The following is a 15,925-nucleotide window of genomic DNA, read 5'->3' on the forward strand; positions in this document are numbered from 1 at the left end:
GCATTTGCTTCATCTCAAAAGGGTTAGATTGAGAATATGCATAAACTTATATTCTAAAAGAAAAAATTATTTGACTGATACAGCAATGATGAAAACTGATCCATGATGGACAAAATTAATAACGTTGTTCGGCATAATATTAAGCAATTTCCATTTCTGATGTCGGTTAATGCAGCTCAAAATTTCTTTCAAAATAATTAAAAGTTTAATGAACGAAATTGTATGTTAGATTAGTTATCCATGCAAACAAAAAAGCAATTAGATATATGCAACTCTCAAATCCTTAAATATTAAAAATCAATGCAAATTGATTATTTTGTTATTGATTTTAATTAAAAATTCGCGTTTTTTTAGGAATGCTTTTGCATTTTTTTTACATAAAATTATTCTAATAAAATTTAGTGAAGATGCACTTTTTCGTTTTATATTTAACAAATAATGTATATAATTAGGTGCATTAGGTATTTAAAATGAAAAATAAATTTAGTGAAAAAAGTTTTTTCTTATATGGTATTAATTTTATAGTTGGTTTTGGTTTTATAACAACAATCACAGGAATAATTGCTCAAGGTATATGAGGTATGTTAGTTTTTGCACTAACATCATTCATCAGTTTTAGTGTTATTTTAGCATTTGCGCGTGGAGCTCAAGCATTTGGTAATGAGGCCGGCGGTTCATATGTTTATGCCAAAAAGGCTTCAGCAAATAAATTTTGAGTCTTTTTTAATGGCTGGAATCAATTCTCACAGATACCGCTTTTTTCAGCCACGACAATTTTATTTTTTTCAACATTGCTATCAGAATTTGATAAATCACATCAATTAATCTATCAAATTGTTTCTCTTGTATTCTTTCTTTCCTTGACATTAATTGCAACGTTTGGAATAAAGACATCTAAATGATTTATTTTATTTTCCGCATCAGTAAAATGAATAACGATAATATTAGGTGTATCTTTAGGTATTTATTTATCCTTTAGTTCACTCGATTTTGCTAATAACATCTTGACAAATAGCAAAGTTTCAGTCTCAATAATTACTATAAATGTATTGAATTTTATTTATGCATTTGGTGGTGCAGAAGGTCTTGCAGGAATAAGCGCTAACGTAGAAACAAAACGCTTTAAAAAAATATTATTACTAATTTTTGCTGCTGTACTTGCAATTTACTTTACTTTATATCTCTTGCTGTTAGGACTGCAAAAAGGATTTATTGGTGAATCCACTTCATTTTCAAAATTCTTTCAATCGTTATGAGGTTTAGCTGGACTTATAATTTTTATGATAGGTACACTATTCAATAGAATTTCAAGCACTCTTTCGGCAAACATATACTATTCAAGAATTGTTGCTCCTTTAGCTCATGATGGATTCTTACCTTCAAAACTAGGCAAGAAAAACAAGCATGGGGAATATAGAAACGCATTATTATTTGCAACAGGTTTTAGTGTTATATCAATGATTATTTTTACAGCAATACCATATGCATTAGGCATAAAAGATCAATTTAGTTTTATCCTTAATGCTGGTAACGTGGTTTTCTTAATGCAGTACCTTTTAGTAATAATTTCGATTTTAGTTATTGCATTCAAACATAGAACATTTAGGCTTACTTGATGAGAAACTACAATATTTATTTTGTCTATTATTTTAATAATTTTTATATTAGTAGTTAATTTTATTCCTCCGATTGTAGGTGATGAATACACAAAAGGAACTATATTTTTAGCACCTAGTTATCTAGGTGTAATGTTGATTGGCTTTGTCATTTGAGGAATATATTCAGCAGTAAAACGACGTAAAAAGAAAAATATTTCAAAAACTTATGAGCTCAAAATATAGCTATATTATCACTTTGCTAATTTTCCTGATTACTGGTTTGAATTTTTAGGTCTTAAAAAATAAATTTGATATCGTAAGTTTAACAAACATTTTTAAACTATAAAAATGTTGCAATTTAAATAAGAATTAACAAAATAAAAAATACAACCCAGAACTGTAGCTGGGTTTAATATTAATAATCAAGTGTAAAAAGTTTATTCTTATGAGTTAATTTTTTTACATCGATTTCGTATTTTTTTATATATTCGTCATCGCTTTTATTATCCATTTCAGGATAATATCTTTCAAAAACAATAGATGCTTCAGCCTCTTCATGATAATGATTAACTCATATTGTGAATCCATCAATAACATCCAAAGTTTTATCTGCGCTATACTTAATTTTATTTTTTCTTAAAATCTTTAAAAGGGACCATTTCCCTTCTCCTGGTTGTCATGTATCGAAATATAATGGATTTCTAAATTTCATTTCATCATTGATAGTTCTTACATTTGATATCGGTATTATAAATTCTTCATTTTTTTTAAGAGGAAATGCAAAATAATCACTTGTATTATTAAATTGATCTGGAATTAGCAATTTTACAGAATGAGGAAAGTACAAAAATGTAATTTCTTTAGCTTTTGTAAGCCAAATTTTAAATTCTTTTTCGTATCGTTCTTTATTGGTCGTATCATTATTTTCCAATTTCACATTTATAGCAAGCATATAATAGTTTTTAACTTTATTTTCATTAACAAAATCTATTAATTCTTGATATTTATTTTCTGTTTTAAAAGTTATTTTTCTAAAAGGTCTTTTAATTACTTCGCCTTTATCTTTATTGCGAAGTTTTGAATATAAAAGCGGATTATGAGAGTATTCAGCTTTATAAATCCCACCTGGTTTTATAATGTCTTCATGTTGTTCATTATCTTCAATTTTGTGAATTATACAACTTGTAGATAATAAAACAGTACTTAAAAATGGAACGATAGTTATTATTTTTATTCATTTATTTTTTTTCATTATTTTATAAATCCTCATAATTTAAGTGACTCTGTCATTTCGTCACCAGTTACATGTTTTTTTAACATATCTATCATATAAATATTTTTCAATTCAGGTGAAAACTTATTTTCGTATAGATATCCGATAAATAACTTTCCATTGCTTCTTTTAGTTTTATTGATGGAGATTTTCTATGTCTTGGACTTCATTCTTCTGGTCCTAATGTAGTTATATCAATATGAAAGTCTTCTTTTTTGTTTATATATTTATCGCTTTCTGTTATCGTCATATAATTAGAACCTAAAAAATAATGATTGTATAGCATCATTTGATTCACAGTAATATATGCACATATTCCTCCTCATTCTTCATATATATAATTAAAAGTGTCGTTTTCTCCAAATGTTTTTCTTGGTTCTGTTTTAAAAATTCAAGAATGATTTATTTCGTTATCGGCATATAAAAAGCCATTCAACTCATCTCTTATTCCAAGATTAGAATATTCCGATTTTTTTGCATTTTGCAGTTCTAATAAATTAAGGTATTTGAAATTATTGAAATTTACTTTACTCTTTTTGCTATCTTTTTTATTTTTTCAATCTTCATTTATGCTCTCGTTATTAGTCTTCTTTTTTGGTCTTCTATGATCCCCTATCATTAATTTATCTCGATCATTTTTATTTAATATTGATATATCTCCGATGGTTTCTCTGTAATATACCAAATTATCATTGGACATGATTTCTGAACTTAAATTAGATATGTTTCAATTTGGATTAACCTCTATTATTTTTTCTTTTTCTTGTTCAAATATTGAAAAACCACCTTTCTCATATCCTACTATATATGAATATTTATTTGTTTCCGGATCTAGATAATTTCTACTTACAAATTTTACTTTTGCGTCTTTTCTTCCAGTTAATTTTATAAAATCATATAAACAGTATGAGGATAATTTTTCTTTATATTGTCTTTCTTTCTTTTCCTCAATATATTTTGTATCCTCATATGGCATTATTTTTAATGAAACCATTGTAAATGGTATAATGCTAGCTATCGTAGCTAAAAAACGCTAAATAATTTATTTTTCATATATTCCTTTTTTGTTTCTTCATATCTTTATTGTATTATTTTTAAGAAATAGTGTTAAATTTATATTTAAAATACTCATATATTTTCATATTTATTTTTTTGTATTTCCCAGTTTTGGCATAAAAAATACAGAATTTCAAACCAAATAATCTGTTTATACTATTTATAGTATAGGTTGTTTTTATTTTCTTATTTTTTTAACAACATTTTAATTTAATATAGTCATGTCAAAAGAATCTAATTTGGTCGATATTTTTTCAAAGCCTGGAAAGAGGGTTGATATAAATTCGCCAAAAAAGAAATTATGAAATACAAAAAAGAGGATTCTAATACAAAAAAGACATTTGTTAAATTTATGATGATATTAAAAACGATGTTAAAAGATAGTTAAAAAATAACAAATATACCTCAAATTTAGGTAGATTTGTTATTTTTGTATAATAAAACTGGAAAAATCAAAAGGAAAATAAAAAGCAAGAAATAATTCTTGCTTAATTCTTAATTATTATTAAATTTAAATTCAGAAGGTATTTCACTCAATCCGTTTTTAAATAGGTTGGTTTTAAAATCCGAGGCTGAATAGATTTCTTTTAGCGCTTCACGATATGAATTTTTTTGTTCTTTACCACCGCCATAAATTAGATCATATTCTGGAAGATTATATTTTCCATATAAACCATCATAGTTATAACCTTCAGATCTAAAAGCAACCGATAGGCCGACACGTGCCAAAGTATTTGATGCATAAAATATTGAAACTAGCTCATTATTTTGATTTCGAATAGAAGTTCCAGAAGAACCACCAATCGGTGCATATCTACGTGGAATATAAGCTAAGCCCATATTTACATATCTTTTACCATTAACATAGTAAAAATCTTCGCCAATTTTTGGAGCCGCTATAAATGTATCTAAAACACCGGGTTTATCAATAAACGAACGATAACCAATTTGGTAAGAAAGAAAACTTCCTCGATCAAGTTTTTCTTTTGAATATGAAGAAGGTGTACCATCTTCGCCATTAGTTATTTTTGCATCATAATATTCATATTCGCTATTAATTCACAAGCTAAAACTATTGTTTTTTCTTTTAGTTTGATCATCATCAATATATTTCTTCAAATAATAATCTTCACGTGATGAAGGTCACCCTACAGCATACAAGAAATCTATATCTTGAGGTAATTTAGATTTTAGAGGAAAATCAATTTTTGAATAATCGTTTAAGTATGATTTTTGTTTAAATTTAACTTGTTTATCAGCGTGATTAGCATAATCATTAGTAATTTCTTTTGCTAGATTTCGTGCAAAATCTTTGCTACCGACTTGTGGATATCTTTTAGTTACATTTTGGTCATTTGAAGTTGCATAATATTTATTAATCTTAGTAAAATCAATTTCTAAAACAGCAAAATCAACAAATTCTTCCACATCAGCATATTTTTTCTTTTGACGCTCAGATAAGAAATCAGATGGATGAGATTTTAAATAGTCAGTTCCATCAAAAACCTTTCTAATTGCGCTAGGGTTTTCAAACGAAAAGCGAGTAATATTATCATCTAATTCAGAAATACGCAAACTTTGCCCAACCTGCAATTTATTGTCAATCTTAGCTATTGAAAAACTTGTCAAATTATCAGTTAATGCCCTTGCAACGTGAGAATTAGTTCCTAAATATCATTTTGTTGGATAACCATTACTATCAAGTTGGTAATCAAGAATTCAAGTGGTTCCATTTTCGCCAATTACATGTTTTTTTGATTTTGCTTTTAGTTCTAAATCAAGAATAGCTGCTTGTTGCTTTTTAATTTCGATTTCACGAGTTCTTTTTTGATATTCTGCAATAGCGTCATCATATTTTTTTAGTTCAGTTTCTTTTTCTTTTTGAAGACTTTCAGTTAAATGAACATCAGTGTTCTTAGCAATTTTGTCATCTAATTCTTTTTTTAGAGCTTCTTTTTGTTCTTTTAATTCAGCAACCTTTTTGTCAATTAATTTTCTAAATTCTGATTCATTATTAGGATCTTTCCAATGTTTAATAGCTAAATTAATTTTTGCTATTTCATCTTTAAAATCATTAACTCTTGTTAAAGCAATTGTAAAAGTCTGTTTGGCTATATCAAGATATTTTTGATTAACAATTTTTCTTGCTAAGCCATTAGTTTTAAAGGGATCATTTTTACCTAGTGTATCAACTCATGAAGGTTGTTTTCCTAATTCTGAAGACTCAAATAGTTCAATTCCATCGACTTCCCCATTTGCTTTATATGAAGGCAAGCTAAAACCTTTATATGCGGCATTTTCATAAGAATCTTGACCTAACGTTTTTGCTTTTTCATCATATTTTTTAATTTGTTCACTAGTTGCCTTAGTATTTTCTCTTAATTTAGTTCAATCATCAATACCGGCAGAAAAAGCTAAATATTGCTTTAGCGAACCGACGTATTTATCATTATCATATTTAAAACGCTCTGTTTGGCTTAAACCAATATATTTTGAAACTTCATTATCTTCTAGATTTGAATCAATTTTGTTATTCGGTTTATCACCATTTGAATCACTATTAAATGGTGAAGTTTTTAAACCTGATAATTCAAATATATGATTTTTTCTTGTTAATGTTGCTTTATTTTTAAAAACAACATTAAATTTAGCTTTTCCGGTAGTATTAGCGTCATCTTCTAAAATAATACCTTCAATTGATATGTTGATTTTATTATTTAGATTTACATCCTTAAAATTAATTTTTATATTGGAAACATTCTTTTGTAGCTCACTAGCAAATAGCTGTGACTTGGTATTGCCTGTTAAAAAGTTGTTAAAAATAAGTTCAAAATTATCTTCAATATTTGCATTAACAATTAATTTGTTAAAATCATCATTAAATTCATTATCCGAATATTTTATGCTTGTGTCCGGTGTCTCACTAGACTGATTTTTCTTAATGTTTTCCTTAATATTTGCAATTTCGCTTTTTATGGCATTAATGGCTTGATCTGCCTTATTTTTAGCCTTACGCAAATCAAATACGCCACTGCTTTCATTAGTTAGAATATCATTAATTTCTTTTTGAACTTTTATCCCTTCAGCATAAGCGCTCGATTGTTTAGCATCACTGCGGGTATCTTTTAATTCTCTTAAAGATGTCTCTAATTCGGTTAATTGTTTTTTAATGTTGTCTTTTAGTGATGTTATGTCATCCTGACATGATATCAATGCAAATGTTGGAGAAAAAAGTAACGGCATTCCAAAAAACGAAGTAATAATTGCCTTGTTTCTTTTTGTTAATTTCATAATTTTAAGATTCCTTACATACTTTTCTAAAATTAGTTAAATGCTTCATCACTAGCAAAACTTACTTTGTAACCATTAGATTCAAGTTGACTCTTCAATGAACTTGCCCCCTGTGGAACTTGAACTTCCCTCGAAATTCCTGATAAATTAATTAAGATGCTTAAATTTGTTAAGGCTGAACTGGTCAAATTATCTTTAGTTGTCAATCTAACATTTTGCGTAACACTACCATTACTAAATTCAATTTTAGTTGGAGGAAATCCAGGTTCACCGCGTGACATTACGGTGTCAAATTGTGCACCATCTAAATCATCACCACTAATTTCGTATCAGGCTTTATCACTAAAGAATTTAGCATTTTTTAGTTTTCTTGGTTTATTTGATGATTTAATGTAATCATAAAAAATTAAGCCTTTTAATGATCTGATAGAAGGGGCTCTTGAGAAATCAATTCTTGTTGGATAACTATTTCCACCTTCATTGGTATCTGGATTTAGACCAGGGCCGAACCCACCTTGAAATATTCCTTCATTATTTCTAGTGTAATAAGCCATTCTTAAACCATTGTTAATTCTTTCATATTTCTTTTGCGGATCCGATTCATCTTTTAGTAAATCAGACTCTTCAAATGCTAAGGTGTTAAATGTAATTCTTGAAGCAATTTCGGCTCCGGGTCTTGTATCTCAACTAACATTGTAATCAATAGTATTAATTCACTCAACATTACGCAATGCTCATGGGTTAATCGATCAATCATCAAGTAGAGAATTACCTAAGGTAAATAACGCTAGTTCCTTAATGTTTTTCTTTTCTAATTCGACTAATGCTGATGTATTAGTTGCTCTATGATCAAAGAAAAGTTCTAATTGCGGCAAGTTATCAGGTAAGGCTCTTAAAATATCTTTGAATTTTTGGTTAGGATCTTTTTTACCCATATTTTTTATACGATATGAAGTAATTTCAATACCTTTATTCTTTAATGATTCAATTAAATTCTTAGTTTTCTCATAACCATCATAGTTAGCAGCATCAATTTCCACAATGTAGCCTTTATTTAACTTACCTTCTTGTGGTTTTTGTCTTGTTAATTCAGTTATGGTTATACCATCATTATTTCCGACATTAAATTGTTTAAATTGTTCAGATTGGGTAACATCTTTTTTATTTCATCCTGGATATACACCATTTTGAATTTGTTCTGGGTTTCGACCAAAATATCCCTCAATGCCAAAAGCACGACGGTCACGATTATCTCTTTCACGTCTAGCTATCTCGCCGTTATAACCAGGAGCTGGTGAATAGCTATATGAGTCGATTTCTCCATTTTCATTAATATATGCATTATTAGGAGAAGCAGTATAACCTTGTTTTAGATATTCTTCTGCTCCTTTACCTAATTTTGTAAATTTTGTATAATCTAAATTTTTAATTAATCAAGCATATTTAACATTTTTACTCTTAAATTGTTTATTAGGATATTGTTTTTTTGCATCCTCTTTTAAGAAATTAACAACATTAGGGCTATCTAAAAGACGTCTGAATTTATCAATTAATTGAGTTCATACTTGACTATTTAATTCAATATATCTATCAGGGTCAAATAATTCAGTTTCTTCAAGTAGTACATCATCGATAAGGCTTGGGAAATAGTTTTGTAGTCCATCTGCATTATTATTAATAAGTTGTTTAAGAGTTGCTTTTCTTAACTCTTCTGTTACTTCAACACTTTTAACATTTCCAACAATTTCATTTACATAAGGATTTTTATTAGTAATTCCTGCAGCAACATCACGAGGGTCTAATGGTCTAGTTGGAGGTGGTGTTACTTCAGCTAGAACCTGAACACCATTAATTGTAATAGTAATTCTTTCACTTCTAGGTGTAGGGGCAGGCTTAGGGGCAGGGGCAGGCTTTGGCGCTGGTTTGGGAGTTGGTTTTGGTTTCGGTGGAACCGGAACAGGTTTCGGCGGAACTGGGATAGGTTTAGGTTTTGGTTTGGGTTGTGGAAGGGGGACTGGGTTTGTTTTTGGTTCGGGTTTTGGTTCGGGTTTTGGTTGTGGTTTGGGTTCAGGTTTTGGTTCGGGTTTGGGTTGTGGAGGAACTGGGATAGGTTCTGGTTCGGGTTTGGGTTGTGGAGGCACAACAACAGGAGGTTTTGGAATTTCTTTTAAATTCTTATCAGTTATAGACACATCAGCTTTAGTTACATCGGGTGTACCTTTGTGAAATATTTCAGAGTTTTCACCATAAATATTGTTAAATTCTATACCATTTTTATTCTTTTGGTTAGCAGCAAAAATAGCATTACCTATAATTGCTGAACCTAATATTGTTGATCCTAAGGTAAATAAAACGATCTTATTCTTTTTACTCTTTAAAAGCTTCATATTTTCTCCTTAAAATAATTTCAATTCATAAAAAAAATCTTATGAACCTTTAATTTAACCTACATTATACTAAAATTTATATAATAATACACAAAAATAAGCATAAGTTAACTACTATCTATTTTCTCCAAACTAACAATAGTTAGTCTAAAATAATAAAAAGAGATTTTACTACTTAATTTAAGGTGTTTTTTTATTTTTAATTCCTATCATATTTTATATTGCAAATAAGATAGGCTTGTTAATTTGCAAATATACTAAGAATATACAAGTATAATAAAAATGCCTAGGCAATTTTGCCCTAGACCTTTTTATTATTTTTAAAATTTATTTAAATTAATCTTCGTCAACCGAAACTTTTCCGCCACGTTTCTTAATAATTTCGTCAGCTAAATTGCGAGGTAATTTTTCATAATGATCAAATCACATTTGATATGTACCACGTCCAGTTGTCATTGATCTTAATTGAGTTGCATATCCAAACATTTCGTTTAATGGAATGTATGCTTTAATAACATGCGCTCCATCGTTTCGAGTTTCATTATCTCTAACTTGACCTCTTCTACGAGAGATATCTCCCATAACATCACCAAAGAAATCTTCTGGCACAACAACAGCAACATCCATAATTGGTTCTAATAAAACAGTCCCCAATTGTTCACGGCCTTTGGTCAATGATTTTGAAGCAGCAATTTTATAAGCAAGTTCTGATGAATCGACTTCATGGTAGGAACCATCAAATAGAGTTGCCTTAATATCGATCATTGGATAACCGGCAAGAATACCAATTTCCATTTTTTCTTTAAGACCTTTTTCGATCGATTTAATGTACTCTTTAGGGATTTTACCACCGACAATTTTATCAATAAATTCAAATCCACCATCAGGGTTTGGTTCGTATTTAATTCACACGTGTCCGTATTGTCCCTTACCACCAGATTGCTTCTTATGAATACCTTCAACTTCTGCTGACTTAGTAATTGTTTCACGATATGATACTTGTGGAGCCCCAACACTTACTTCAACCTTAAACTCACGTTTTAGTCTATCAACAATAATGTCTAAATGAAGTTCACCCATACCAGCAATAATAGTTTGCCCAGTTTCTTCGTCTGTATAGTATTTAAATGTAGGATCTTCTGCTCCTAAACGTTGTAGAGCTAATGAAAGTTTCTCAGAAGCATCTTTTGTTTTAGGTTCAATTGCTTGCGAAATAACTGGCTCAGGAAAATTCATATTTTCCAAAACAATTTCTTTATGTTTTTCATCGATAAGTGTGTCACCAGTTGTTGTGTATTTTAACCCAACAGCAGCACCTATATCACCAGTTCTAACCTCATCAATATCAGTTCTTGAATTAGCATGCATTAATAAAATTCTACTAAATCTTTCTTTTTCACCTTTTGTTGAATTTATTACATATGAGCCTTTTGAGATAACCCCACTATATACTCTAAAGAAGGTTAAATTACCAACAAATGGGTCATTCATAACTTTAAATGCTAATGCTGAGAAAAATTCATCATCAGAAGCAGGAATTGAAATTTCTTGTTCACCTTTGTATGCCTTCATTGCGGTAATATCCAATGGTGAAGGTAAATATTCAACAATAGCATCAAGCATTAACTTAACACCTTTATTCTTAAACGAAGTTCCGCAAACAACTGGGAAATATGTTGAAGTTAAAGTAGCCTTTCTAATAGCTTTTTTCATTAATTCAGCCGAAACTTCTTGTTCCGTTAGGATTAATTCAGTAATTTCTTCATCAAAATCTGCTAGTGATTCAGCAAGAGAAGCACGCATTAAATTTGCTTCGTCCCTTAGATAGTCAGGAATTTCGATTTCCTTCATATTTTCGTCGACACCACCATCAAATTCATAGGCTTTCATGGTTACTAAATCAATAATTCCATTAAATTGTGATTCTTCACCAATATTAAGTTGGATAGCATGTGCATTAGCACCTAATAGCTTTCTTAGTGACTCAACAGATGCTTTGAAATTAGCACCCATTTTATCCATTTTGTTAACATAAACAATTCTTGGAACCTTATAGTTGGTTGCTTGTCTCCAAACAGTTTCTGTTTGAGGTTCAACACCTGATTGAGCATCTAGAACAGCGACAGCACCATCTAAAACACGCAACGAACGCTCAACTTCAATAGTAAAATCAACGTGTCCAGGTGTGTCAATAATATTTAATCTTTTATTCTTTCAATATGCAGTTGTAGCTGCGGAAGTAATAGTAATACCACGTTCTTGTTCTTGAACCATTCAATCCATTTGTGAAGCACCTTCATGTGTTTCACCGATTTTATGAATTTTTCCTGTGTGGTATAAAACTCTTTCTGTAGTTGTAGTTTTACCTGCATCAATATGAGCCATAATTCCGATGTTACGATAATCTTCTAATTTATATTCTCTTGACATACTTTGTTCCTAATAAAATAAATAATTTAAATAAAAATAGGTAATTATCATCTAAAGTGAGCAAATGCCTTGTTTGATTCAGCCATCTTGTGGGTATCGTCACGCTTTTTGATAGCTCCACCCATTTTATTTGCTGCATCAATGATTTCATGTGCTAACTTTTCTTCCATTGTTTTGTCATTTCTTAATCTGGCATATTGAATAATTCATCTTAGTGCTAATGTTTGTTTTCTTTTAGCACTAACTTCACATGGAACTTGGTAATTAGAACCACCAACTCTTCTTGAACGAACTTCAAGTTGTGGACTTACATTTTCTAGTGCAGAATTGAATACTTCCATTGGTTCTTTACCAGTTTTGTTTTTAATAATTTCAAAGGCACTGTATAAAATATTCTCGGCAACAGATTTTTTACCATCTAGCATAATTGTGTTAATTAATTTGGTAATAATTTTTGAGTTAAAAACTGGATCTGCTAAGACATCTCTCACAGGTGCTTTATGCTTTCTTGACATATTCTTTCCTTTCTATTTAACTTTCTAATTAATTACTTTTTGGTTTTTTTGTTCCATATAGAGAACGACCTTGTTTTCTATTGTTTACCCCAGCGGCATCCTGAGTACCACGGATGATAGTATATCTAACCCCAGGTAAATCTTTAACTTTACCTCCACGGATTAATACAACTGAGTGTTCTTGTAAATTGTGCCCTTCACCAGGAATATAAGCAGTAACTTCTTGTCCATTAGATAATCTAACACGGGCGTATTTACGAATAGCTGAGTTAGGTTTCTTAGGAGTCATTGTAGCAACCCGAGTACATACACCACGTTTAAATGGGGCTGGAATTGCTTTTTCTTTTTTTTGTAAAGAGTTGTACATCTTTAATAAAGCAGGGGCTTTAGATTTAGTTGTCTTATCTTTACGGCCTTGTTTAACTAATTGCGCAACTGTAGGCATTTTTTTCCTTTCTTAACATTGTTTTACATATTTTCAGATATTTTTAACTCTTATTTTAAAAATACTAAATTATTATACAACAACTAAACCAGTGTTTTTACTTTTTTATGTTTTTTATTAATAAAAAAGCAGCCAGATATAATTAGGCTACTAAAATTTCTTGGTAATAATATCAATTTGCTCTTTTTCTTTCTTTATTTGTTGTTCAAATGCCTTAAGTTTGCTTATTTCTTTGGTGATTTGACTAATATTTCAATCATATCTAAATACATGATCTTGCAAATATTTCTTAATTTTTAAAATCAAGGGCGTGTATTTAACATTAATCAAATTATCTAGTGTTCATTGTGAAAAATTACTTAGTTCTTCAAAAAATTCAGAAACAAGGCGAGTATTATTATTGTACATATCCACAAATTTCTGCACTAAGTTTTTAAATTTTTGTTTAGCCTTATTTATAAAAACGTCAATATTATTTTCATGAGTTATCTTTTCTTCTTTTAGAGACCTTAGAAGATTGCTAATTTCATCCTTTAATTTAATAACTTCTTCATTCTTAGAACTTCCAAATAACGCATCAACATTTGCTAATAAATTTATAATATCATTCTTAAGCGAGTTAATTACATTATATTTTAACTTTTCGAGATTTTGACTACATGAAGCAACAAGGGGTGCAATAGTAATAACTGGCAAAAAACCTAGTACTAATTTTATTTTTTTAGCCATAGCAAAAGCAAATTATTTAGTTGCTAAAAATTTTGAAATTAAAAATTGTTTATATTCATGCATAAAATCAATAAGTTCTTTTTCATAAAAAATATTTGAATCTTCATAATAATATGAAACATTCGAATGTGGATTAAAGAATAAATCTTCAACTTCATTATCACGATAAAATAATCATGAATTTTTAGTGGCGCTTTGATATAAAGGATCATTAGCACGAGCCGTGTATACATATTCCTCATATTTTTTATTAAATTCAGCTTTTGACATTGCTGCTAATTCCTTGGTTTCGTTAAGAATTTTAGCCTTTTTGTCCATTTTATCCATCCAAATAATTTCCTGTTCAATCTTAGATAAATCTTGATTGTGAATTGGTGTAGCAAATTCCGCAATATCAGAAATTTTTTGAGCATTACTTTTAATTTCGTTTTGGACTTCTGCAAAATACTCTACTTTAAATAATTGATTTAAAAATAAGTTATATTGTTTCTCGAATTTTATTTGATCCATATTATTATAAAATTTCATTCATCTTAATAACACATTGGATAATAAAAGATTAGAAGATTTTAACTTATCAAACTCTATATTAATTTTTTCAGGATATTTGGCTAATTCTTGTTTTTTTAATTCCTTAAGGGAAATAATTTCATTATACACTGCCTCATTTTTATGCTTATATTGAGGATAGTTAAAACTTATGTAATAAATCACAACAAATGCGATACCAAACGAAATCAAAAGAACAATAGCAAAAGAAATAAATGTTATAAATAAAGGAATATATGAGGCAATGGTGTCTTTATATTCTAGATACTTCATTTCTGTAACAAGACCTGAATTAAATTTCTGGGTTGCAGTTCCCATATATGAATATACTTTTGACAATGATACAGATGAAAAAATAATTTGGATAACTAGAATAACTAAAATTGTAACTATATTATAAAACGCGGTACTTTTTATATTTAACCCTTGTATATATTTTTTAAATAAAAACCCATCTAGTACTGCTTTTGTTTTATTAATGCTACGCTTAAAATTAATAAAAAACTTAATTATTAAATATAAATTAACTATTGCCAAAAGTGTCAATATTAAACCATAAATTAGAAAAGGATTAGAACCGACACTTTCAGAATTATTGGGAACCTTTGAATTCTGTCCTTGTAAAAACAGCTGACTCATTTTACCTCCTAAAATTAATCATAATCATTATTATTCTCAATATCTTTTATTTCTTTGGCATTATCAGATTCATTTTCTTTATTATTTTCATTGTTACTCATATTAGCTTTTTCGTTATGACTATTATTATTTTCAAATATGGCACTGATTTTTTCAATTAATTGCTTACGCTTTAATTCGCTAGCACCAAATATATTTAATTTTTGCGCCATAATTATTAGTTTTTCATCGCTTAATGTTTCTAATTGTGAGCTATATGATTTATTATTTTTTTCGCCAATAATCTCATCATTGTTTTTTTGTTCATTATTATCAAATATAGAAGGTTGTGTAGAATAAGTTTGTTGATTAGTTTGTGAAAACTTTTGCCCAAAAATTTCATTTATTCTACCTTGTTCATTGTTGATTCTTACAATTCTAAATAATTTTACAATTCTTGAAAACGGCCAATATATTGTGAAATATCCTATTAAAAATATGATTGTAACAATAAGATTTAAAATTTGGTTTATATCCCATGGTTTAATTCGAAAAATACCACCGGCTGAGAAAAATAAATTAATAAATATAATCATAACAGTCATGCTATATAAAGTCAGTAACCAAGGCGAATATTTTGTGAAATCTTTTTCTTTTAGTGAAAGTGTCAAAGAAACGATATGTCAAATCAATACAGCTCCAGAGAATAATGCCACAACGATAGAAAATGCAAATTTTCTTATAAACAAATCTTCAACTGAAGCATTAATGGTAGATATCTCATAACTAGGATTTGCATTTGCAAATGCTTCTTTATAATTCAATAAATAGACTTGTTTTCTAACTGCATACTCAATAAATATGGCCATTAATGATAAAAACATCACAACTAAAAATGCTGTAAATAATATTGATTTTACTAAAATTGCCTTTTTGTTGTGTTTGTAAAGTTCATCAATTGAGTTGTATTTATTTATATCAATATTTTTCATAAACACCTCCTTTTTGGTTTTAATGAGTTTACTTAATTTTAA

Annotated in this window: 11 protein-coding genes; 1 reads left to right on the forward strand and 10 read right to left on the reverse strand. The window is 28.8% G+C overall.

Annotation, left to right across the window (positions count from 1 at the left end):
* Positions 1–470: 470 nt before the first annotated feature.
* Entirely contained in the window at positions 471–1,841 is a 1,371-nt protein-coding gene (locus tag ACWXVJ_RS01850; RefSeq protein ID WP_438340311.1) for an amino acid permease, read from the forward strand.
* A gap of 172 nt (positions 1,842–2,013) precedes the next feature.
* On the opposite strand, the gene ACWXVJ_RS01855 is transcribed toward ACWXVJ_RS01850, so the two are convergent.
* The 10 genes from ACWXVJ_RS01855 to ACWXVJ_RS01900 form a co-directional block, all read right to left on the reverse strand.
* A complete protein-coding gene (locus ACWXVJ_RS01855) occupies positions 2,014–2,850 on the reverse strand; it encodes a hypothetical protein (protein ID WP_455966332.1) in 837 nt (278 codons plus the stop codon).
* Between the two features lie 70 nt (positions 2,851–2,920).
* A complete protein-coding gene (locus ACWXVJ_RS01860) occupies positions 2,921–3,865 on the reverse strand; it encodes a putative cysteine peptidase (protein ID WP_455966334.1) in 945 nt (314 codons plus the stop codon).
* A gap of 557 nt (positions 3,866–4,422) precedes the next feature.
* Entirely contained in the window at positions 4,423–7,218 is a 2,796-nt protein-coding gene (gene mip / locus ACWXVJ_RS01865) for an Ig-specific serine endopeptidase MIP (protein WP_455966336.1), read from the reverse strand.
* 32 nt (positions 7,219–7,250) lie between these two features.
* Positions 7,251–9,605 (reverse strand): putative immunoglobulin-blocking virulence protein, encoded by a 2,355-nt coding sequence (locus tag ACWXVJ_RS01870; protein ID WP_438340316.1) that lies wholly within the window; start codon positions 9,603–9,605, stop codon positions 7,251–7,253.
* A 336-nt stretch (positions 9,606–9,941) separates the two neighbouring features.
* On the reverse strand, positions 9,942–12,035 hold the full coding sequence (fusA, locus tag ACWXVJ_RS01875; protein ID WP_438340317.1) for an elongation factor G: 2,094 nt from the start codon (positions 12,033–12,035) through the stop codon (positions 9,942–9,944).
* A 44-nt stretch (positions 12,036–12,079) separates the two neighbouring features.
* Entirely contained in the window at positions 12,080–12,550 is a 471-nt protein-coding gene (gene rpsG / locus ACWXVJ_RS01880; RefSeq protein ID WP_438340318.1) for a 30S ribosomal protein S7, read from the reverse strand.
* Between the two features lie 28 nt (positions 12,551–12,578).
* Entirely contained in the window at positions 12,579–12,995 is a 417-nt protein-coding gene (rpsL, locus tag ACWXVJ_RS01885; RefSeq protein WP_438340319.1) for a 30S ribosomal protein S12, read from the reverse strand.
* A 150-nt stretch (positions 12,996–13,145) separates the two neighbouring features.
* Positions 13,146–13,724 (reverse strand): hypothetical protein, encoded by a 579-nt coding sequence (locus ACWXVJ_RS01890; protein ID WP_438340320.1) that lies wholly within the window; start codon positions 13,722–13,724, stop codon positions 13,146–13,148.
* 12 nt (positions 13,725–13,736) lie between these two features.
* On the reverse strand, positions 13,737–14,912 hold the full coding sequence (locus ACWXVJ_RS01895; RefSeq protein ID WP_455966339.1) for a hypothetical protein: 1,176 nt from the start codon (positions 14,910–14,912) through the stop codon (positions 13,737–13,739).
* 14 nt (positions 14,913–14,926) lie between these two features.
* Positions 14,927–15,883: a hypothetical protein gene (locus tag ACWXVJ_RS01900; RefSeq protein ID WP_455966341.1), complete on the reverse strand. Its 957-nt coding sequence runs from the start codon at positions 15,881–15,883 to the stop codon at positions 14,927–14,929.
* Positions 15,884–15,925: the final 42 nt, after the last annotated feature.

Source organism: Mycoplasma sp. 773, from assembly GCF_053851515.1.